Consider the following 21,303-nt stretch of genomic DNA (forward strand, 5'->3'; position numbering starts at 1 on the left):
CGAGGTCACATTCCCAGCGCCTTTCTGAGCATGTTAAGCGCCACCAGCGTCAGGAACACAGCAAAGACCCGGCGCAGCGGCTTTGGGTCCATCGCATGGGCCAAGCGCGCACCATATGGCGTGGTCAAAAGCGTCATCGCAATCACCAGCGCAAAGGCCGGCAGGTTGACCGCACCAATGGTGAATGGTGGGCGGGCTTCCGGTGCGATGGGCACCAGAAGAAAGGCCAAAACAGACGGCACAGCGATAAGCACCCCGAACCCGGCCGCTGTTGCCACCGCGTTGTGAATGGGCCGCCCGTGCAGGGTCATGAACGGCACGCCGAAACTGCCGCCACCGATGCCCATCAACACGGACATGAAGCCCAATACGGGCGAGATCATGGCCTGCCGCGCACCTTTCGGCATCGCCTCTGCCAGGCGCCAATCGGCACGGCCAAGACCCAGATAGACCCCGATCAACAGCCCAAAGATGCCGAAAATAAGTTGCAATACCTGTGACTTAAGCCCAGAGGCAACCACCACGCCAATCAACGCGCCCGCGATAATCCCCGGCGCCCAGCCCTTCAGAATATCCCATTCCACCGCCCCCTTGGCGTGATGGGCCTGCACGGATCTGAGCGAGGTCACGATGATCGTGGCCAGCGATGTGGCAAGACAAATTTGCATCAGTTGGTCAGACCCATAGCCTAGGGCCGAGAACATATAGAAAAAGGCCGGCACCAGCACGATGCCGCCGCCGACCCCCAAAAGCCCGGCCAACACGCCCGCAAAGCCGCCGATCACAAGCAGGAAGGCGATCAGGGGCAGCAGGGTTTGAATGTCGGACATGTGAACCTCAGTCAGCAGCGGCGTGCTCGGGCACATGTGACAGCGCTTCGGCCACCAGAGCAACCCCCGCACCTTCTCGCGTGGCACCTTCGGACAGGATGCGGCGCCATTTGCGCGCGCCGGGGCGGCCGGTGAACAGGCCCAGCATATGGCGTGTGATGCTGTGCAAGCGCAGACCTTCGGCCAGCCGCGCGTCGATATAGGGATACATGGCCTCAACCACCTCATGGGCCGTTGGGGCCGGCGTGGTCACATCAAAAAAGCGCTGATCGGCCCCCAAAAGCGCCTGGGCCGGGTCATGATAGGCCGCGCGCCCGATCATCACGCCATCCATCACCTCGAGATGCGCCGCGGCGGCATCCAGTGACGTGATACCGCCATTGATCGACAGATGGAGCGCGGGAAACTGCGCCTTCATCGCGTGCACCAACGGGTAATCCAATGGCGGGATGTCCCGGTTTTCCTTCGGGCTCAGCCCCTGAAGCCAGGCTTTACGGGCGTGAATGGTGAACCGCGCGCAGCCTGCGGCCGCAACGGCTTTCAGGAAGGTAGGCAAGACCTCTTGCGGTTCCTGCTCGTCCACGCCGATGCGACATTTCACTGTGACCTCAACACCTTGTGCTGCGTCTTGCATGGCCTTCACACAGTCCGCCACCAAAGGGGCATCGCGCATCAAGACCGCGCCGAACGTGCCCGACTGCACCCGATCCGAGGGGCAACCCACATTCAGATTCACCTCGTCATAGCCTCGTTCGACACAGAGCCGCGTGGCAGCAGCAAGCTCTTTTGGGTTCGACCCGCCCAGCTGCACCGCAACCGGGTGTTCTTCGGCAGAATAGTCCAGCAGATGCACAGCCCCCCCGCGCACCAAGGCAGGCGCGGTGACCATCTCGGTATAGAGCAGCGCATGTCGGCTCATCAGCCGGTGAAAATAGCGGCAATGCCGATCGGTCCAGTCCATCATCGGCGCCACACTTAAACGCGCAGCCTTGCGAGGGGACAAAGGTGTAAATGCGGTGTGATCAGACATGGCGGTCCTTGGTGTCGAGCTGGCTTCGGTCTCTATCATCGGTTGGACCCAAAGCGCCAGCTTGAATGACGGGCGGCGGCGCGCGTTTCATCGCCCACGGGAGAGATTTGGTCCATAGCGGCCGCGTTTATTGAACCCGTTAAGTTCTGCCCCCTCGCCCCTCATACCCGTTGACATTCGCGGAGCTCCCTCTTATTTACTTAACATGTTTACTTTTAATACACGCCCTTCAGGAGACCCGGATGAGCGCGCTTGACAGCAATATTGCCAAACTGACCAGCTATCTTGACCGTTTCAAAAACGGTGGCATCCAGAATCGCATCGCCGGCACGGATCATGCTGGCGCAGGGGGCACGTTTCAGACCACTTCACCGGTCGATAAATCGGTGATCTGCGATGTCGCGCGCGGCACCGAAGCTGACATCGACGCGGCCGCAAACGCCGCCCATGACGCCTTTCCCGCCTGGCGCGACATGCCCGCCACCGAACGCCGCCGCATCCTTCTGAACGTGGCCGACGCCATCGAAGCGCGCGCCGAGGAAATTGCGCTGTGCGAATGCTGGGACACCGGCCAAACCATCCGCTTCATGTCGAAAGCCGCTCTGCGTGGCGCTGAAAACTTCCGTTACTTCGCCGATCAGGTGATCGAGGCGCGTGACGGCCAGCACCTGAAATCCCCAACGCTGATGAATGTCACCAGCCGCGTGCCCATCGGCCCGGTGGGCGTGATCACGCCCTGGAACACGCCTTTCATGCTGTCCACATGGAAGATCGCGCCCGCATTGGCCGCAGGCTGCACCGTGGTGCATAAACCGGCCGAAGACAGCCCGCTGACCGCGCGGCTTTTGGTGGAAATTGCCGAAGAGGCCGGGTTGCCGCCGGGCGTTTTGAACACCGTGAACGGTTATGGCCATGACGCGGGCAAAGCGCTGTGTGAACACAAACTTATCCGCGCCATCGCCTTTGTGGGAGAAAGCCGCACAGGCAGTCAGATCGTCAAGCAAGGCGCAGAGACGCACAAACGTAACCACTTGGAACTGGGTGGAAAAAACCCGGTGATCGTCTTTGATGACGCTGATCTGGAGCGTGCCTTGGATGCGGTAATCTTCATGATTTATTCGATTAATGGCGAACGCTGCACCTCGTCATCGCGCCTGTTTATTCAGGACACCATCAGGGAAGAGTTTGAAGCCAAACTGACCGAACGGGTGAACAACATCAAAGTGGGGCACCCGCTGGATCCCGCAACCGAAATCGGGCCGCTGGTGACCGAGACACACTATAACAAAGTGACCTCCTATTTCGACATCGCCAAAGAGGACGGCGCCACGGTTGCCGCTGGCGGCGTGAAACTCGGCGACGAAGGCTATTTCATCCGCCCGACGCTTTTTACCAATGCCACGAACCAGATGCGCATCGCACGTGAAGAGATTTTCGGGCCCGTCCTGACCTCGATCCCGTTTTCAACCGAGGAAGAGGCGCTTTCCATGGCCAATGACACGGAATATGGCCTGACCGGCTATGTCTGGACCAATGACCTGACCCGCGCCTTGCGCTTTACCGACCGGCTGGAGGCTGGCATGATCTGGGTGAACTCGGAAAATGTGCGCCACTTGCCCACGCCCTTTGGCGGGGTGAAAGCCTCGGGCATCGGACGCGACGGGGGGGATTGGTCGTTTGACTTCTACATGGAGCAAAAACACGTCGGTTTCGCCACCGGCCAACACAAAATCATGCGGCTGGGTGCGTAAGCGCCCTGCCCGACACAGGAAACGCGCGACCACCAACGGGAGGAGACCCAATGGGACAGATCGTTCAAGCTGCGAAAATCACCCATGTGCCCAGCATCTGGATGTCGCACACGATGGAGCAATATAAAGGCATCCGTCAGCCTGCCATAGACGGCTATGCAAAGCTCCGCCAGGACGCGATTGATCGCGAGGTCGAGACCTTCATCATCTTCGACACCCATTGGATCACCAATCAGGGCTTTCACCTGAACGCCAAGCCCCATCACAAGGGCCGGTTCATCAGCCACGAGCTGCCGCATATGCTGGCAGATATGGAGTTTGACTACCGTGGCGACAGCGAATTGGCGCAATGCATTCTGGATGCGCTCGAGGACCGCGGCGAACGCGCCATGGGCCATGCGCAGCCCGATCTGGGCATGGAATATGGCACGCTTCTGCCTATGCATTTCATCAATGACGGCGTGAACGCGCGCGTGCTGCCCGTGGCGGTGAACCAGTTTTCCTCCATCGAGGAAAACCGCCGCTGGGGCGCGGCCATTGCCGAGGGGATCAAGCGGTCAAACCGCAAGGTTTCGGTACTGGCCTCCGGCTCGATGAGCCATGATTTCACCCCCAATGAACGCTCGGTTGACGGGCTGAATTCTGTGAATGGAGAGTTCAACCGCCAGATGGATCTGCGCGTGCTCGAGCTGTGGAAACAGGGCAAATGGGCCGAGTTCCTGGACCTTTTGCCCGACTACGCCGTCAAATGCACCGGCGAATGCGCGATGAATGACACCGCGCTTCTGTTCGGCGCGTTGGGGTGGAAGGACTACGACGGCTCCATTGACATCTACACGCCCTACTTTGGCAGCTCGGGCACCGGGCAGGCCAATATCAGCTTCTCGGTCTAAGGAAATCTCATGCGCTTTGCCACTTTCTTCGCTGCGGGCGAGACCTTCTTTGGTGCGGTCACCGATGATGGTGCCATCGCCCTGAACGGTGATTTCCCTGACCATTCAAGCCTTTACGAGGTCATCGCCGCAGGGGCGTTTGACCAGCTTGCTAAGGCCGCGCAAGGCAAATCCGTCACCCATACCGAGTTTACCTACGATATGGTCCTGCCGGATGCCCGCCGGATCCTCTGCGTCGGCGTGAACTTTCCTGACCGAAATGCCGAATATAAAGACGGCAGTGCGCAGCCCAAATACATGTCGCTTTTCCCGCGCTTTGCCAGCGGGTTTACCGGCCACGGCCAGCCGCTGATCCGCCCGCCGGAAAACCATACGCTGGACTATGAGGGCGAGGTGGCGATTGTCATCGGCAAACCCGGCCGTCGCATCAAAGCAGCGGACGCCTATGACCACATCGCGGCGCTCACGCTCTGCAACGAAGGCACGATCCGCGACTGGGTGCGCCATGCGAAGTTCAACGTCACACAGGGCAAGAACTGGGACCGCTCCGGCGCAATCGGTCCGTGGCTGGTGCCCTTCACAGACGCCGCACAGCTGGACGACGCGCGCATTCAAACCCATGTGAACGGAGAGCTCAGACAAGACGACACGCTGGATCGCATGATGTTCCCGATCCGCGAAGAGATTGCCTATATCTCGACCTTCATGACGCTTCAGCCCGGCGATGTGATCGTGACCGGCACCCCCACCGGCGCAGGCGCGCGGTTTGACCCGCCCCGCTATCTGGTGCCGGGTGACGTGGTCGAGGTCTCGGTCGAGGGCATTGGCACACTGACAAACACGGTCGAGGACGAGGGCGTATGACCCCCGAAGATCACGCCAAAGCCGCCACCGATCTGCTTGAGGCCGAGAAAACGGGCACTCAGATCGGCCTTCTGTCAGGCCGCCACCCGGATATGGGCATGGATGACGCCTATCAGGTGCAAAACGCCATCTACCGCGCAAAGCTTGCCGAAGGCCGCACGGTCATCGGCTGGAAAATCGGGCTGACCTCCAAGGCGATGCAATATGCGCTGAACATCGACATTCCCGACAGCGGCATTCTGTTTGACAATATGCTGTTTGAAACGGGCGCGACCGTGCCCGCGGGTCGCTTCATCCAGCCGCGCATTGAAGCCGAGATTGCCTTTGTGATGAAGGCGCCCTTGGGCGGTGCAGACGTTACGCGCGACGACGTGATCGCGGCCACAGACTACGTCTGCCCGTCGATCGAGATCCTCGACACGCGCATTCAGCGCGCCGACCCCGAGACCGGCAAGACCCGCACGGTCTACGACACGATTTCTGACAATGCCGCCAATGCCGGGATCGTTCTGGGGTCCGAACGCCACGCCATCGACGCCCATGACCTGCGCTGGGTTGGGGCGCTGACCTTCCGCAATGGCGAGATCGAAGAAACCGGGCTGGGTGCTGGCGTGTTGAACGACCCCATCGAAAGCGTGGTCTGGCTGGCGCGGCGCATGGCGCAATATGGCCAGCAGATCGAAGCGGGACAGGTGATCTTGTCAGGCAGCTTTATCCGGCCAGTGGAGTGCCCCTCAGGCAGCGACATACACGCCGATTTCGGTCCATTTGGAACGGTAGATATTTCATTTGAATAAAGGGCTTACGGGTCGCACTTCAGACAATCGAGCCACGCGCGCCCAAGGGCGCGCGTGGCCGTTTTGAAGCCGCTCAGAACGGCGCTTCCAGATCGCTCAGGCGCACATAGACGGTCTTCAGTTCCGAATAGTGTTCGATCGCCGCTTTCGAGTTTTCACGCCCCACGCCCGAGGCTTTCGAGCCGCCGAACGGTGCCTCTACGGGTGCGTCGTTGTAGGTGTTGATAAAACAGGTGCCCGCCTCGAAGCCTGCCACCACGCGGTGCGCGCGGGTCAGATCATTGGTGAAGACACCGGCGGCCAGACCGAACTCGGTGTCATTGGCGCGCGCCATCACCTCTTCCTCGTCATCAAAGTCCAGAACCGACATGACCGGGCCAAAAATCTCTTCGCGCGCGATGGTCATGTCATCTGTGACATCTGCAAAGACGGTGGGCTGCAGGAAGAACCCGTCGCCTTCCAGCCGCTGGCCGCCATAGACCAGCCGTGCGCCCTCTTCACTGCCCTTGGCGATGTAGTTCATCACGATGTTCAGCTGCCCTTCGCTGACCATCGGCCCAAACGAGGTCTCGGGGTCCAGAGGGTCGCCGATCACCGCACCCTCCAGCCGTTCGGCGAGGCGCTTAAGGAAGGCCTCTTTGATGCCTTTTTGCACAAAGACCCGCGTGCCGTTCGAACAGACCTGACCCGAGGAATAGAAGTTGCCAAGGATCGCGCCGGACACGGCCTTGTCCACATCCGCATCGTCAAAGACGATCATCGGGGATTTGCCGCCCAGCTCCATCGTGACATGTTTCATGCCTTCGGCGGCCGCGGCATAGACCTTGCGCCCGGTGGGCACCGATCCGGTCAGCGAGACCTTGTTGACGCGCGCGTCCGTGACCAGCGCGGCTCCCACATCTCCGTAGCCCTGAATGACGTTCAAAATGCCAGCAGGCGCGCCCGCTTCCATCAGGATTTCGGCCACTTTCAAGGCAGACAGCGGTGTGGTTTCAGAGGGTTTGAAGACAGAGGTGTTGCCGCAAGCCAGTGCGGGCGCGGCTTTCCAGCAGGCGATCTGCGTGGGGTAGTTCCACGCGCCAATCCCCACACAGACGCCAAGCGCTTCGCGGCGGGTATAGACAAAGTCACCGTCCGGCATCTGGATGTGCTCGCCGGTCAGGCTGCCCGCCAAACCGCCGAAATATTCCAGCGCATCGGCGCCGGATGTTGCATCGGCCACGCTGGTTTCCTGATAGGGTTTTCCTGTGTCGAGCGTTTCCAGAACCGACAGGTCATGGTTGCGCTCGCGCATGATGTCAGCGGCACGGCGCAGGATGCGGCCACGTTCGGTGCCGGTCATGGCCGCCCATGCAACCTGTGCGTCACGCGCCGCGTTCAGCGCCTGATCGACAATGGCAGGTGTGGCAGAATGAAGCTTGGCGATGACCTCACCGGTGGCCGGGAAGATCACCTCGATCTCGGCGCCGGAGCTGTCCTCGACATAGGCACCGTTGATGAAATGACTGGCCTCGGGTTGTGCTCTCATGATCTGTGCCTTCCTCTGTTCGATCTCCGGGCCGGATGAGCCTTGAGAATAAGAAAATCTGACAGCGCGCGAGAATCGTGATCCGCGCGGCATTTGGCTCTGTGTGACAAATCCCGCGCGCCGACGCCATTCCAAACGCGACAGCTACAGCGACAGGTTCGACCTTTCCTTGCGGCACCCTGCCCCGGGCGCAGCCCGGGGCCACCCCAACCGAATGCGGTCCGCAGGACCAAGTTCAGGCGGGAGCGGTTTTCGTGCGAAAACCGGGCTGCCCCGGACTGTCTGTGGCTCACTTCGTGAGGCTTTTTGGTGGCGCCGCGATGCGGCGCGTAAGGGGCGTTGCCCCTTGCGTCAAATCTGCGATTTGACGCTACCCCAAGGTATTTCGACAAGAAAATAAGAGGCGCGTCAGCCCTTGAAGCCCATCGCCACCACAAATTTCTCGGAGCTGTCCGAGCGCGAGGATGGAGGCTTCACGTTCATCACCTTGGTGAACTTGCTCTTGAGCAGCTTTTGCAACTCGCCCTCGGCCCCACCGGCCAGAACTTTGGCCACGAATGTGCCGCCTTCATCCAGCACATCGAAAGCAAAATAGGCCGCCGCTTCACAGAGCGAGATGATGCGCAGGTGGTCGGTCTGTTTGTGGCCCGAACTGGCCGCCGCCATGTCCGACATCACCACATCCGCGTGCCCGCCAAGCCATTCCTTCACCTTCAGGTCCGCGTCATCTTCCATAAAGTCGAGCTGGTGAAACTCGGCGCCGGCGAGCGGTTCGACCTCTTGCAGGTCGATGCCCAGAAACGTGCCCACGCGCTTGCCGGATTTTTCGCCCAATGCGTTGATGCGCGGCACGGCAACTTGCGCCCAGCCCCCCGGCGCGCAGCCCAGGTCCACGACACGGGCGCCATTCACGAGGAAACGGAATTTGTCGTCCAATTCCATGATTTTATAGGCTGCGCGGCCACGAAACCCTTCGGCTTTGGCGCGCTGCACATAGGGGTCATTGAGCTGCCGTTGCAGCCAGCGCGTCGACGAATTACGCCGCCCGCGGGCGGTTTTCACCTTCACCGTCAGGTCGCGCTGTCCCCGCCCCGAGCTTTTGCGCGTGCGTTTCGAGTATTTGTTGCCGCCGCCGGAAGCGCCGCCAGAATTTCCGCCATTTTGAGACATCAGAAAGGTCCGCCTTCCAACACGCCGTCCGAGGACATTTGAGAATAAAGAATGCCTTCGCGCAGGCCCCGGTCGGCCACGCTCAGCCGATCCGTGGGCCAGACACGCAACAGCGCCTGCAGGATCGCCGCGCCTGACATGATCAGTGATTGCCGGTCACGCCCGATATGGGAATTGCGCCGCCGCCCCTGCGGCCCCATGGCCAGGTAACCCTGGATCACCCGCTCGATCTGATCCGAGGTCATGCGCAGACCGTCCACCTTGGTGCGGTCATAGCGTCTGAGCCCCAGATGTGTCGCCGCCACCGTGGTCACCGTGCCCGAGGTTCCGATGATCTGAAAACCCTCGCGGGGCGGTTCGTGATGAAAGGGGCTGAAATCGGCAAGCTGTTCTTCGAAATGCACGGACATCAGCGCATAGCGGCCTGCGTCATCTTCCACATCGTCAAACATCTCGCGCAGGGTTGCCACACCAAGCGGCACGGAAATCCAGTCCACCACGCTGGCGGCTGGGAAATCGCTGACGCCGCCAACAAAGCCGCGCCCCATGCGCATGATAGACCGCGGGCGTTCCAGCGCGGGCACTTTTGACAGGTCGATCCAGACCAGTTCCGTCGAGCCGCCCCCGATATCCACCACCAAAAGCTGTTCAGTCTTGGTCGACACAAGCGGCGCGCAGGACACCACGGCCAGCCGTGCCTCTTCTTCCGGCTTGATGATCTCAAGTTCCAGCCCGGTTTCACGCCGGATATAGCTCATGAAACTTTTGCCGTTGGAGGCACGCCGGCAGGCTTCGGTTGCCACCAGCCGCATGCGTTTTACGTCATGTTTGATCAGCTTCTTGCGACAAATCCTCAGCGCCTGTGCGGTGCGCGCCATCGACGCGCGGCTCAGACGGCCTGACGTCTCCAGACCCTTGCCCAGCTGCACGGACTTCGAAAAGCTGTCCACGACGTGAAACTGACTGCCCTTTGGCTGGGCAATCAGCATGCGACAACTGTTTGTGCCGAGGTCCAGAGCCGCGTAGAGGCTCGCTGGATCCACCGGGGATGGCGCGGGGGTATCGACCGCTTTCGGGAACGCGCCCGCACCTTTGGGACGCTTGGGCGCCATAGCTCACGCCCTCCATTTTTCAGTTCTCTCCAAGATAGGCGCGCAGGCGGCGCGTGGCAATCCCTGCACATGTCAAATCGCACCGTTTCACCCCCGTCATGATCTTCATGAGAAGTTTTCACCGCCAATACCATGGCCCGGCGCGCGCATCTGGCGTATCCCGCTTACGTCAATCACGGGCGGGCAGGTCGTTTGTGAAACCCGGCGTGTCGAAATTCGGCGCGGCGATGCGCCCTGTCCCGCTTACGAATGAAGAACGGAGGAGAGGAGAATCGCACATGCCTGACGTGACCATCGTTTACTGGAGGGACATCCCCGCACAGGTGATCGTCGGCAAAGGGCGCCGTGGGACGAAAGTTCCGCTGCCCGAGCGGTTCGAACAGGCCATTGACCGGGCCGCCATGAAGGTGAACGCGAAGGACGCGGATGCCTATCTGGCGGAGTGGCGCAAAGCCGCCCCTTTCACCGTGGAAGGTGATCCGCAAGAGATCGCGACGGCCGAAGCCGCGCGCATCGAGGCGGAATACGACAAAGAGCGGCTTGTCGCTTTGATTGGCAACGACGGATGGGCGTGATCCCATCCCCTATAAAGGAGGCAGCCATGGCGCTGTTGAACTTCCGCAAAAAGCCGGCCGAGGGCCAGCCCACCGCTGCAAATTCCCAGATGGAGGCCTTTCTGAAGGGTTATTCCATCGAGGTGATGCCGCGCACGGCCACCAAGGTCGAGGATTTCCGCGACCTGCTGCCCGAAGGCACCCGTGTCTATATCGCCCATATCGAGGGCACGCCGATCGAAGACATGGTCGAAACCGCCAAGCGCATCAAGGGCGAAGGCTTTGACGTGATGCCGCATTTCCCCGCGCGCATCATCAAGGACGAAGCCACGCTCGCTGATTGGATCAACCGCTATCAGGGCGAGGCTGACGTGAAGCAGGGACTGATCCTGGCTGGTGGGCCGACCACGCCTTTGGGCGCGTTTGACAGCTCGATGCAGCTTCTGGAAACCGGGCTTTTCGACAAGGCGGGGTTCACCCATCTGCATGTGGCAGGCCACCCGGAACCCAATCTGGACATCGACCCCAAAGGGGGCCGCGCCAACACTTATGCGGCGCTGGATTGGAAACAGGAATACGCCAAACGCACCGACGCCCAGATGGCGCTGGCCACCCAGTTCTGCTTTGAGGCGCAGCCCGTCATCGACTGGGCAAACGAACTGGCCGAGCGCGGCATGAACCTGCCGATCCATATCGGCATCGCCGGGCCTGCCAAGCTGCAGACCATGATCAAGTTCGCCATCGCCTGTGGCGTCGGCCCGTCCCTGAAAGTGCTGCAAAAACGCGCCAAGGACGTGTCGAAACTGCTGCTGCCGCACGAGCCGACCGAGGTTCTGGCCGATCTGGCCGCCCACAAGGCCGCCAACCCCGACTTCAACATCACCCAGGTGCATTTCTTCCCGTTGGGCGGGATCAAGACCAATGCCAACTGGGCCATCGAACATGGTGGCGACAGCGCCGCCCCAGCAAACGCGACCAAAGGATAAAATATGACCCGTACCATCGTTGAAAGTGCGTCCAAGACCTCGATCATTGGCTTTGACCAGCCGTTTTCGGTCATTGGCGAGCGCATCAACCCAACTGGCCGCAAGATCCTGAACGAAGAGCTGGAGCGCGGTGATTTCAGCCGCGTGGAACGCGATGCGCTGGCACAGGTGGCCGCAGGCGCGACCATTCTGGATATCAACTCGGGCGCTGTCTTCTCGAACAAAATGGCCGAAGACCCGCGTTACGCCGACAACAACTTTGTTGAACCGGACCTGATGCGCAAGCTGGTCGAGACCGTGCAAGCCGTGACCGACTGCCCGCTTTGCATCGACAGCTCGGTGCCCGGCGCGCTGGAAGCAGGGCTTGAAGCCGCCAATGGCCGCCCGCTTCTGAACTCGGTCACCGGCGAAGAAGAGCGCCTGGAAATCGTGCTGCCGCTGGTCAAGAAATACAATGTGCCCGTGGTGGCCATTTCGAACGACGACACCGGTATTTCCGAAGACCCCGAAGTGCGCTTTGCGGTGGCCAAGAAGATCGTGGAACGGGCCGCTGACTTCGGCATTCCGGCCCATGACATCGTGGTTGACCCGCTGGTCATGCCCATTGGCGCGATGGGCACGGCTGGCCTTCAGGTCTTTGAACTGAACCACCGCCTGCGCAATGAACTGGGTGTGAACACCACCTGCGGTGCGTCCAACATCTCGTTCGGTCTGCCCAACCGCCACGGCATCAACAACGCCTTCCTGCCGATGGCGATGGCCACCGGCATGACCTCGGCGATCATGAACCCGATCGCCCTGCCCGTTGGCCCCAAGAAGCTTGCTGAAAAGAAAGCGGAAGTTGAAGCCAAGGGCATCGTGATCCCGGCGGATATGGATGACGAAACTTTCTGCCAGCTCTTTGGTCTTGGCTCGACACAACCCAAAGCGGGCAAGGAAATGGAGGCCATCCGCGCCGCCAACTTCCTGACCAACAATGACGAAGGCGGCGCCGAGTGGATCAAATTCAACTCGGCCAGTTCAGGCGTCGCGGGTGCGGCCGGTGGTCGTCGCGGAGGTCGTCGCCGCCGCGGATAACGCGGCGCATTCGGCCTGCCGCGGATAACGCGGCGCATTGGGCCTGCCGCGGATAACGCGGCGTATTGGGCCTGCCGCGGATAACGCGGCGTATTGGGCCTGCCGCGGATAACGCGGCGTATTGGGCCTGCCGCGCGCGATCCCGATCCCTCTAAACAAGCAAAGGGCCTGCATGTGCAGGCCCTTTTCCGTTTTATAACAGTCGGTTGAAGCCTTACGCGCCGGCCTCGGCTTCAGGGGCAAAACTCAACTCCTGTTGAATGACATTTGCCAGATGTGCTGTGATGCGCACTTTCTGGGTTTCGCCACGGGCCTCTGCAGCCAAAGCCTCCCCGCCACCAAAGGCACGCAGATCGGCCTGAACGGTTTCGGCTTCTTTGATCACTGCCCCGGTTTCAGCATCGCGCAGAAGATAGGTGAAGTTGATCGCATGCGTGCCGCCCACCGTATAGCGTGTGCGCTGGGTCAGAGCGTGAAATTCGTTCACAGTCACATCCAGAACCACCGAACGTGCCCCTGTCAGCCGGTCTGCCCCGCGCTTCATCGCATCAGCCACGATCATCTGGACCTGCTCATGGCGGTTGCCAATCGGGTCTTCGCGCCACACGATGTCAGCTTTGGGTTTGAAGGTATTGGCCTCGGACACTTTAAGCTCTGCAGGCACCACGACATTGATCTCGGTCACGGCCACGTCCATCGCAATCGGTTCCAGCGGTGCTTCGCGCGTGACCAGATCCAGCCCGGGCTGTTCGCCCCGCGTCACCTGTTCGGGCTTCACACAACCTGCAACAGCAAGCGTAAAGAGTGCACCCACAATCAGCTTTTTCATGTCGACCTCCTTGGCCCAATTCCATGACGGGCCTGTTCAACTTGGTTAATTTTTCGTTTCGAATTGGGGCTGAATTGTGGAAAACCAAAGAAATCAACGCGGCTTTTTCGCATTCTGCAACCTCAACAGGCCGTTTTTGCAAATGGATGCCCCTGCCCATCCCTAGCCGCACCCGACGTGATCACCTGAGGCGTTTCGACTTATTGTTGAGGCACAACAATGAGACGAAACGCGCGGAACCTACCAATGTCGTGGGCGTTTCGAAATCAACTTGTGTCTCAAGTTAATCTCGAAACGCTTTAAGCAGACAAATGCCAAAATATGGTTGTTAGCGCTATCATTTCCTGTTATCTGCCTCTCAACTGGCGCAGTATGAAAGCTGACACGCCATCGGGGGAAAGCCAGATATGACAACCGACAGCCGGATCGAAGACATCACCGCCCGCATTGCTGCGCGATCAAAACCGCACCGCGATGCCTATCTGGACAAGATCGCACGCGCTGCCGATGACGGCCCACGCCGCGCGCATCTGAGCTGTTCCGGTCAGGCCCATGCCTATGCGGGCGCGGGACCGGATCAGGACCGGCTGGCCAAGGGGCGCGCGCCCAATCTGGGCATCGTCACCGCCTATAATGACATGCTGTCGGCCCATGCCCCTTTCGCCACCTATCCCGAGCTGATCAAACGCGTGGCGCGCGATATGGGGGCCACGGCACAGGTGGCAGGCGGTGTGCCCGCCATGTGTGACGGCGTCACTCAGGGCGAGATCGGCATGGAAATGAGCCTGTTTTCGCGCGACGTGATCGCCATGGCGGCCGCGGTTGCGCTCAGCCACAACACCTTTGATGCAGCGCTTTATCTGGGCGTCTGCGACAAGATCGTGCCGGGCCTTGTGATTGCCGCGGCCAGTTTCGGGCATATCCCGGCAGTGTTTCTGCCCGCGGGGCCCATGGCCTCGGGCATTTCCAACGACGAAAAGGCCGAGACACGCAAACGCTTTGCCACCGGCGACGCCACACGCGAAGAGCTCATGGCCTCGGAAATGGCGGCTTATCATGGGCCCGGCACCTGTACGTTTTATGGCACCGCCAACACCAACCAGATGCTGATGGAGTTCATGGGGCTGCACCTGCCCGGCGCCTCTTTCGTGCCACCCGAAGGGGATCTGCGCACGGCGCTGACCGCCGAAGGCACCCGCCGCGCCTTGGCCATCGCGCCCCAGGGCGAGGCAGGCTTCACTCCTGCGGCTCACGTGCTTAGTGAAAAGGCGTTTGTGAACGGGCTGGTCGGGCTGATGGCCACCGGCGGATCAACCAATCTGGTCCTGCACCTGCCCGCCATGGCCCGCGCTGCCGGGATTATCCTGACACTGGAGGATTTCGCCGAAATATCCGCCATCGTGCCCTTGATGGCACGCGTCTATCCCAACGGGCTGGCAGATGTGAACCATTTCCACGCAGCAGGCGGCCTTGGCTATATGATCGGCAACCTCTTGGACGAAGGCCTGTTGCACGCCGACGCCACCACCATCGCGGGCGACCTGACGGCCTATGCCGCCGACCCCAAACTGGACGGAGACCGCGTCCGCTGGGAGCCCGCACCGCGCGACAGCCTGAACGACAAAATCCTGCGCCCGGCCTCGGACCCGTTCCAGAAAACCGGCGGATTGCAGCAGCTGTCAGGCAATCTGGGACAGGGCGTGATCAAGATCTCGGCCGTGGCCGAAGACAACCAGCTGATCGAGGCGCCGGCCCGCGTGTTCCATGATCAAGACAGCGTGAAAGCCGCCTTCAAAGCAGGTGAACTGACCGGAGATATCGTCTTCGTCGTGCGTTTTCAGGGCCCCCGCGCCAATGGCATGCCAGAGCTGCACGGGCTGACCCCGGTTCTGTCGGTCTTGCAGTCGCGTGGCCAGAAGGTGGCGCTGGTCACCGATGGGCGCATGTCGGGCGCCTCCGGCAAAGTGCCCGCCGCGATCCATGTCGCCCCCGAAGCCGCAGATGGCGGCCCGATTGCCCGCATTCGCGATGGCGAGATGGTGCGGCTCGATGCCCGCGCCGGCACGTTGCAGGTTCTGGGCGATGACGCCCTGTCCGGTCCCGTGGCGCAGGTGGACCTTTCGCCCAACCGCGATGGGCTGGGCCGCGAGCTTTTTGAAACCTTCCGCCGCGCAGCCTCGCCTGCCACCAGCGGCGCATCCTCGATCATGACGGAGTGAGAACATGACCCCCAATGAGGCAAGCACCGCCGCCGAACGCATCTGCACCCTGGCCCCGGTGGTCCCGGTTCTGGTGGTCAAAAACATCGACCATGCCGCCCCGCTGGCACAGTCGCTGGTGGCGGGTGGCCTGCCCGCGCTTGAGGTGACCTTGCGCACGCCCGTGGCCCTTGAGGTCATCGCGGAAATGGCAAAAATCCCCGGTGGACAAGTGGGTGCAGGCACGCTTTTGACCCCTCAAGACGTTGAAAACGCCAAGAAAGCCGGGGCCACTTTTGGCGTCTCGCCCGGTGCGACGGACCGGCTTTTGGACGCTTGCGAGGCCAACGATCTGCCACTTCTTCCCGGCGCAACCTCCGCCAGCGAAAGCATGCGCCTGTTGGAGCGCGGCTATTCGGTGCAAAAGTTTTTTCCTGCCGAAGCCGCAGGCGGCGCGCCCTTCCTGAAATCCCTGTCCTCTCCCCTGCCCCAAATCCGCTTCTGCCCCACTGGTGGCGTCAGCCTGACCAATGCAACGGACTATCTTGGCCTGCCCAATGTCCTGTGCGTGGGCGGATCATGGGTGGCGCCGGGGGGCCTTGTCGAAGCTGGCGATTGGGACGGCATCCGCAAACTGGCAGCTGAGGCAGCCAGCCTGCCACGCTGACGGACATCGCGGCCCCCTCGTTGACGCAAGCAAGCAATCTGGAGCGGAAGATCACTGCAACAACCCTGTTCGCACAGGATGAAGTTCGCCTGCGTTAACCATTCGCTTGTTTGCCACGGCCTCCCGCTCTAGGGTCGACCAAAACACTTGAATGGGTGGGCAGTTTGGCCAGACGGTTAAGGTTCAACAGGGTGCTGCGCACAGCGCTCAGTCAAAAGCGGATCACGATGTTTCCGAAACCCGCGCCGGGGGACAGTTTCATCGATCATGGTTGCCGGTTTGAATACCGCGTTCAGTTTCCCTATGGCCAGACCATGCCGCTTGGCGCCTATAGTTACAGCCACAGCGTTTTTGCCCCCTGTGAGCGTATTGGCCGCTATTGTTCCATCGGCAAGAATGTCAGCGTTTTTGGTCACCACCATCCGCTGGACCATATGTCCACCAACCCGGTTTTCTACAAGCCCAAGCGGTTTCGCAAACTCACCGGCACCACCACCGAACATCTCGGCCCTGCGTTTCAGGAAACCCCGGCGCCTGTGCACATTGGGCATGATGTGTGGATCGGGGACGACGTGACCCTGCGCGATGGGATCACAATCGGCGATGGCGCGGTGCTTGCGGCCAATGCGGTGGTCACACGTGACGTTGAACCCTATGAAATCGTTGGTGGAAACCCCTGCAAACATATTCGCTACAGGTTTGACGCGGATACAATCGCGCGGTTTCTGGCGATCAAATGGTGGGAGATCGATATCCAGATTTTGAACCAGCTGCCCATGCATGATCCCGTCGAGTGCCTGCCCCAGCTCGAGGCGCTTGACGCCCCCCGCCGCATCCCTGAAGAGCGCTATTCCATCGAGGAACTTCTGGCCGAGCAGCGCGCCCAGCCGCTACCAGCGCCCAAACAGGCTTAGCCCAAGCAAACGGCCCCGCCTGAGGATTTCGGCCTCGCCCAGCTCACCGGTCTGGACGCGAGCGGGATGTTTGCGCGCCTCTGAAAGCAGCGACTTGCTGCGCCACGCGGCGCGCAGGGCCGCATTGCCCCGTCCCCCGATCCGCGCATGCGCACTTTCCAATCGCGCCAACCCGTCCGCGCAGAGGGCTTCGATCACATCGGCCTCGGGCACCACATGGCCGCGCCCCGCTTGTTGCAAGGCCGGCTGCGCCATCAGCCAATTCGCCAGACCCTGCGCCACGCCAACATCCTCAAAGGCCTGATCCTGTTCGAAATCACCGGAAAAATCAGCCCCGCCGCACAGCTGACAAGCCGCCAGCACCAACGCCCCCGTGGTTTCGCGCAGATAAGACAGGATCGCCTCATGCGTCGTGGCAGGCGCCCCCTGCACATCTCCTTCACGCGCATCAATCATCCTAAGCAACGGGGCTGACCGCATGTCGCCCCAGATCAGCAGCTGCGACAGCGGCGTCGCCACATCATGGCGCGGCGCCTCGGTGCCATCCACCGCCGCCTCGATCACATCGCGCCAGAACTGCAGCCGGATCATCGCCACCATCGGTTCTTGTGACATGTAAGGGGCGCGGGCGATTTCCAGATTGAAGGCGTAGAGCGGAAACAGCCGTTTGCGATCCTCAATACTGCCGGTCATGGTGGCCATGAAGCGGTCAGGATCGCCTTTTGCCACTTGCTCGGCGCAGGCGGCAATGGGGTCATACGGCGTGTTGGCGGCCTCGGTCATGCCGGGGTGGCCCCGTCGCGCAGAAGCTTCCATGTGATCGCATCCAACAGCGCCTCGAACGAGGCATCCACGATGTTGGGGCTGACCCCAACGGTGGACCAACGATGCCCCGCCCCATCTTCGCTGTCGATGATCACGCGGGTCTGGGCTTCGGTCCCGCCTTGCGTGATACGCACTTTGAAATCAACAAGTTGCATGTCTTCAATGATCGACTGATACGGCCCCAGATCCTTGGCCAGCGCCTTGGCCAGCGCGTTCACCGGGCCGCGATCGGTGCCGGATGCATCCATGCTTTCCGAGACCGACAGTTTCTTGTCATCACCGATTTTCACCACCACGATGGCCTCGGACAGGCTGATCATCTGGTTGCGCTTGTTCTTGCGCCGCTCGACCGTGACCTTATAACGTTTCACCTCGAAAAACTCGGGCAGCTGGCCCAGCACGTCGCGCGCGACCAGCTCGAAACTGGCCTGCGCCCCGTCATAGGCATAACCCTGATCCTCGCGCTCTTTCACGCGGTTCAGGATGTCGCCAAGACGCGGATCGCCCTTTTCAACCTCGATCCCGGCACCAGACAGGCGCGCGCGCAGGTTCGATTGCCCGGCCTGATTGGACATGGGCACGATGCGCGTATTGCCCACGGTTTCGGGCGGGATATGTTCGTATGTGGTCGGGTCTTTCAAAATGGCGCTGGCATGCAGCCCCGCCTTATGCGCAAAGGCTGATGCGCCCACGAAAGGCGCGGATTTGTTGGGCACGCGGTTCAGGATGTCATCCAGTTGACGCGACAGACGGGTCAGACCGGCCAAAGCCGCGCGGCTGACGCCGGTTTCGAACTGGCTGGCATAGGGCTCTTTCAGCAAAAGCGTCGGGATCAGGGTTGTGAGGTTGGCATTGCCGCAACGCTCGCCCAGACCGTTCAGCGTGCCCTGCACCTGACGCGCACCGGCCTCAATCGCGGCCAGGGAACAGGCGACCGCATTGCCTGTGTCATCATGGGTGTGGATGCCCAGATGGTCGCCCGGAATGCCCGCTTTGATGACGGCTTTTGTGATCTCGTGCACCTCATGGGGCAGCGTGCCGCCATTGGTGTCACAGAGCACAATCCAGCGCGCCCCGGCTTCATAGGCGGCCATCAAGCAGTCGATGGCATAGCTGGGATTTGCCTTATAGCCATCAAAGAAATGCTCGGCATCGTAAAGCGCCTCGCGCCCTTCTTTGATCATGTAAGCCATTGTTGCACGGATGTTTTCGACGTTTTCATCCAGCGTGATCCCCAGCGCGGTGGTGACGTGGAAATCATGAGATTTGCCCACCAGACACACCGCAGATGTGCCCGCGTTCATCACACCCGCCAGCACGTCGTCATTCTCGGCCGAGTAGCCTGCCCGCTTGGTCATGCCAAAAGCGGTGAAGGTCGCGCGCGTCTTGGGCGCGGCGTCGAAAAAGTCGCTGTCCGTGGGGTTCGCGCCGGGCCAGCCGCCTTCGATGTAGTCCACACCAAGCGCGTCCAGCGCCTCGGCGATCTGCTGTTTTTCTGTGAGCGAGAATTGGACCCCTTGGGTCTGCTGGCCGTCACGAAGGGTGGTGTCGTAGAGGTAAAGGCGTTCGGTCATACTACATTCCCTCGATAGGTCCTGTCCGGCCGAGAGGCCGGACAGCGCCCGACCCTCCCCACGGGAGGGCGCTTCGCACCCACCCAGGCTCGCGCGCTGTCCTTGGTGAATAACCGCATCAGAGATCCTCCAGTTTTGAGGGATCAAAATTCAAGCTTGGGATCAACTTAACCGCCGGACCTTCGGCAGATTTAAACATTTGAACCTCAACACCCGCGGACATAAGTTTTTGGACAAGTTCATCCACTTTGGAGAAGTCTTTAGCCTCCATTGCGACAAGCCGAACCTTAAGAAGCTTTGCCTCGAACTCGGATAGATCAACCGATGGCGCGGACGCCCATTCACCAAGATCATCCGTCAGCAATCCCAGCATCTGTGCCGATGCCAGCAAACTGGCCGCATCGCCCGCCGAGGCCAGCTTGTGCAACTCGGCCAGCCCACCGGCCGTATTGAGGTCATCGGCCACGGCCGCCACAACCGCGGGCGACGGGCTGGGCGCAGGCTCGATGCCTGCGGTCAGACCACGCCACTTGCGCAAGGTCGCCTCCGCCTCGGCCCGCTTCTTCTCGGTCCAATCCATCGGCTTGCGATAATGCGTGCCCAAGAAGACAAAGCGGATCACCTCGCCCGGCACGCCCTGCTCCAGCAGATCATGCACGGTGAAGAAATTGCCCAGCGACTTGGACATCTTCTTGCCTTCGACCTGCAGCATTTCGTTGTGCAGCCAAAAGTTTGCGAAGCCTGCGTCGGGATGGCTGCATTTCGACTGGGCGATCTCGTTCTCATGATGCGGGAATTGCAGGTCGTTGCCGCCACCGTGAATGTCAAAGGACGCGCCTAAGAGGTCGTGGCTCATGGCAGAGCACTCGATGTGCCAGCCGGGGCGACCACGCCCCCAGGGGCTGTCCCAACCGGGCAGATCATCGGTGGAGGGTTTCCACAGCACGAAATCCATCGGGTCGCGTTTGTTGTCGGCCACCTCGACCCGTGCGCCGGCAATCATGTCATCGACGGACCGGCCCGACAGCTGCCCGTAGTCCTCATAACTTTTCACGGAAAACAGCACATGCCCTGCCCCGTCCGGGTAGGCATGCCCCTTGGCGATCAGATCCTCGATCATGTCGATCATCGGCCCGATAAACTCGGTCGCGCGCGGCATCTGGTCGGGGTCCATCGCCCCCAACGCGCGCATGTCATTCAGATACCAGTCGATGGTTTCGTTTGAGCGTTCATGCACCAGCTCTTCCAGCGTGCCCGCAGCACCTGCCTCCTTACGTTTCGACGCCGTGGCATTAATTTTGTCATCCACGTCGGTGAAATTGCGCACGTATGTCACGTGATCCGCGCCGTAAACATGGCGCAGCAGCCGATAGAGCACATCAAACACAACAACGGGCCGTGCGTTGCCCAGATGGGCGCGGTCATAGACGGTCGGCCCACAGACATACATGCGCACGTTCTTGGGGTCGATCGGGGTGAAGTCCTGCTTCGCCCGCGCCATCGTGTTGTAAAGTTTGATATCCGTCATCTTGTCCTCGCAAGTCTGCGCACACGTAGCTCCGCGGCGGGCTTACCAAGTTCCTGACATGTATGGAATAGAAGAACGGCCCGCCTGACGATGTCAGTGGATAATGCAGCAAATAATGATGATGCTTTTCCGTTTCATGACGCGCAGGCTAGCAGGCTTCCCCAGCTCTGCCAAGC

19 protein-coding genes are annotated in these 21,303 nt (G+C 60.8%); 10 read left to right on the forward strand and 9 right to left on the reverse strand.

What is annotated here, in order from left to right; genetic code table 11:
- Window positions 1-5: 5 nt before the first annotated feature.
- Entirely contained in the window at window positions 6-830 is an 825-nt protein-coding gene (locus tag ACRY08_RS12270) for a sulfite exporter TauE/SafE family protein (RefSeq protein WP_432450211.1), read from the reverse strand.
- Window positions 831-837: 7 nt separating this feature from the next.
- Window positions 838-1,860 (reverse strand): tRNA dihydrouridine(20/20a) synthase DusA, encoded by a 1,023-nt coding sequence (gene dusA, locus ACRY08_RS12275; RefSeq protein WP_432450212.1) that lies wholly within the window; start codon window positions 1,858-1,860, stop codon window positions 838-840.
- 242 nt (window positions 1,861-2,102) lie between these two features.
- Between dusA and hpaE the strand changes: the two genes are divergently transcribed.
- Genes hpaE through hpaH form a run of 4 tightly spaced genes read left to right on the forward strand, consistent with a single transcriptional unit; the run spans window position 2,103 to window position 6,165 of the window.
- Window positions 2,103-3,611, forward strand: coding sequence for a 5-carboxymethyl-2-hydroxymuconate semialdehyde dehydrogenase (gene hpaE / locus ACRY08_RS12280; protein ID WP_432450213.1), 1,509 nt, complete (start codon window positions 2,103-2,105; stop codon window positions 3,609-3,611).
- Between the two features lie 50 nt (window positions 3,612-3,661).
- The gene (gene hpaD, locus ACRY08_RS12285) at window positions 3,662-4,504 is read left to right on the forward strand and encodes a 3,4-dihydroxyphenylacetate 2,3-dioxygenase (RefSeq protein ID WP_432450214.1); all 843 of its coding nucleotides are present in this window, start codon (window positions 3,662-3,664) and stop codon (window positions 4,502-4,504) included.
- Between the two features lie 9 nt (window positions 4,505-4,513).
- A complete protein-coding gene (locus tag ACRY08_RS12290) occupies window positions 4,514-5,368 on the forward strand; it encodes a fumarylacetoacetate hydrolase family protein (protein WP_432450215.1) in 855 nt (284 codons plus the stop codon).
- Window positions 5,365-6,165, forward strand: a complete 801-nt coding sequence (hpaH, locus tag ACRY08_RS12295; protein WP_432450216.1) for a 2-oxo-hept-4-ene-1,7-dioate hydratase — start codon at window positions 5,365-5,367, stop codon at window positions 6,163-6,165. Before ACRY08_RS12290 ends, hpaH begins: the two co-directional genes overlap by 4 nt.
- A gap of 73 nt (window positions 6,166-6,238) precedes the next feature.
- On the opposite strand, the gene betB is transcribed toward hpaH, so the two are convergent.
- The 3 genes from betB to ACRY08_RS12310 form a co-directional block, all read right to left on the reverse strand.
- A complete protein-coding gene (betB, locus tag ACRY08_RS12300) occupies window positions 6,239-7,693 on the reverse strand; it encodes a betaine-aldehyde dehydrogenase (RefSeq protein WP_432450217.1) in 1,455 nt (484 codons plus the stop codon).
- Window positions 7,694-8,101: 408 nt separating this feature from the next.
- Window positions 8,102-8,863 (reverse strand): RlmE family RNA methyltransferase, encoded by a 762-nt coding sequence (locus ACRY08_RS12305; protein ID WP_432450218.1) that lies wholly within the window; start codon window positions 8,861-8,863, stop codon window positions 8,102-8,104.
- Complete coding sequence (locus ACRY08_RS12310) at window positions 8,863-9,975, reverse strand: Ppx/GppA phosphatase family protein (protein ID WP_432450219.1); 1,113 nt, start codon at window positions 9,973-9,975, stop codon at window positions 8,863-8,865. The genes ACRY08_RS12305 and ACRY08_RS12310 overlap by 1 nt, the downstream gene beginning before the upstream one ends.
- 278 nt (window positions 9,976-10,253) lie before the next feature.
- Between ACRY08_RS12310 and ACRY08_RS12315 the strand changes: the two genes are divergently transcribed.
- The 3 genes from ACRY08_RS12315 to ACRY08_RS12325 are packed head-to-tail and all read left to right on the forward strand — an operon-like array spanning window position 10,254 to window position 12,592.
- Window positions 10,254-10,550, forward strand: coding sequence for a virulence factor (locus tag ACRY08_RS12315; RefSeq protein ID WP_432450220.1), 297 nt, complete (start codon window positions 10,254-10,256; stop codon window positions 10,548-10,550).
- Between the two features lie 26 nt (window positions 10,551-10,576).
- Window positions 10,577-11,515 carry a methylenetetrahydrofolate reductase gene (locus ACRY08_RS12320; RefSeq protein ID WP_432450222.1) on the forward strand — a complete coding sequence of 313 codons (939 nt, stop codon included), beginning with the start codon at window positions 10,577-10,579 and terminating at the stop codon, window positions 11,513-11,515.
- Window positions 11,516-11,518: 3 nt separating this feature from the next.
- Window positions 11,519-12,592, forward strand: coding sequence for a methyltetrahydrofolate cobalamin methyltransferase (locus tag ACRY08_RS12325; protein WP_432450223.1), 1,074 nt, complete (start codon window positions 11,519-11,521; stop codon window positions 12,590-12,592).
- A gap of 214 nt (window positions 12,593-12,806) precedes the next feature.
- Here the strand turns inward: ACRY08_RS12325 and ACRY08_RS12330 are convergent, their stop codons facing one another.
- Complete coding sequence (locus tag ACRY08_RS12330; RefSeq protein ID WP_432450224.1) at window positions 12,807-13,421, reverse strand: DUF6778 family protein; 615 nt, start codon at window positions 13,419-13,421, stop codon at window positions 12,807-12,809.
- 407 nt (window positions 13,422-13,828) lie between these two features.
- On the opposite strand from ACRY08_RS12330, the gene edd reads away from it, so the two are divergent.
- The 3 genes from edd (at window position 13,829) to ACRY08_RS12345 (ending at window position 17,200) form a co-directional block, all read left to right on the forward strand.
- Window positions 13,829-15,640 (forward strand): phosphogluconate dehydratase, encoded by a 1,812-nt coding sequence (edd, locus tag ACRY08_RS12335; RefSeq protein WP_432450225.1) that lies wholly within the window; start codon window positions 13,829-13,831, stop codon window positions 15,638-15,640.
- A 4-nt stretch (window positions 15,641-15,644) separates the two neighbouring features.
- Window positions 15,645-16,286, forward strand: a complete 642-nt coding sequence (gene eda / locus ACRY08_RS12340; protein ID WP_432450226.1) for a bifunctional 4-hydroxy-2-oxoglutarate aldolase/2-dehydro-3-deoxy-phosphogluconate aldolase — start codon at window positions 15,645-15,647, stop codon at window positions 16,284-16,286.
- Window positions 16,287-16,513: 227 nt separating this feature from the next.
- On the forward strand, window positions 16,514-17,200 hold the full coding sequence (locus ACRY08_RS12345) for a CatB-related O-acetyltransferase (RefSeq protein ID WP_432450227.1): 687 nt from the start codon (window positions 16,514-16,516) through the stop codon (window positions 17,198-17,200).
- On the opposite strand, the gene ACRY08_RS12350 is transcribed toward ACRY08_RS12345, so the two are convergent.
- The 3 genes from ACRY08_RS12350 to cysS all read right to left on the reverse strand — a co-directional run bounded on the left by ACRY08_RS12350 (window position 17,177) and on the right by cysS (window position 21,127).
- A complete protein-coding gene (locus tag ACRY08_RS12350) occupies window positions 17,177-17,983 on the reverse strand; it encodes a squalene/phytoene synthase family protein (RefSeq protein ID WP_432450228.1) in 807 nt (268 codons plus the stop codon). The genes ACRY08_RS12345 and ACRY08_RS12350 overlap by 24 nt on opposite strands.
- Window positions 17,980-19,599 carry a citramalate synthase gene (gene cimA / locus ACRY08_RS12355; protein WP_432450229.1) on the reverse strand — a complete coding sequence of 540 codons (1,620 nt, stop codon included), beginning with the start codon at window positions 19,597-19,599 and terminating at the stop codon, window positions 17,980-17,982. The genes ACRY08_RS12350 and cimA overlap by 4 nt, the downstream gene beginning before the upstream one ends.
- A gap of 118 nt (window positions 19,600-19,717) precedes the next feature.
- On the reverse strand, window positions 19,718-21,127 hold the full coding sequence (gene cysS / locus ACRY08_RS12360) for a cysteine--tRNA ligase (RefSeq protein WP_432450230.1): 1,410 nt from the start codon (window positions 21,125-21,127) through the stop codon (window positions 19,718-19,720).
- Between the last annotated feature and the right edge of the window lie 176 nt (window positions 21,128-21,303).

It is taken from the genome of Aliiroseovarius marinus (genome assembly GCF_050881025.1).
GTDB lineage: Bacteria > Pseudomonadota > Alphaproteobacteria > Rhodobacterales > Rhodobacteraceae > Aliiroseovarius > Aliiroseovarius marinus_A.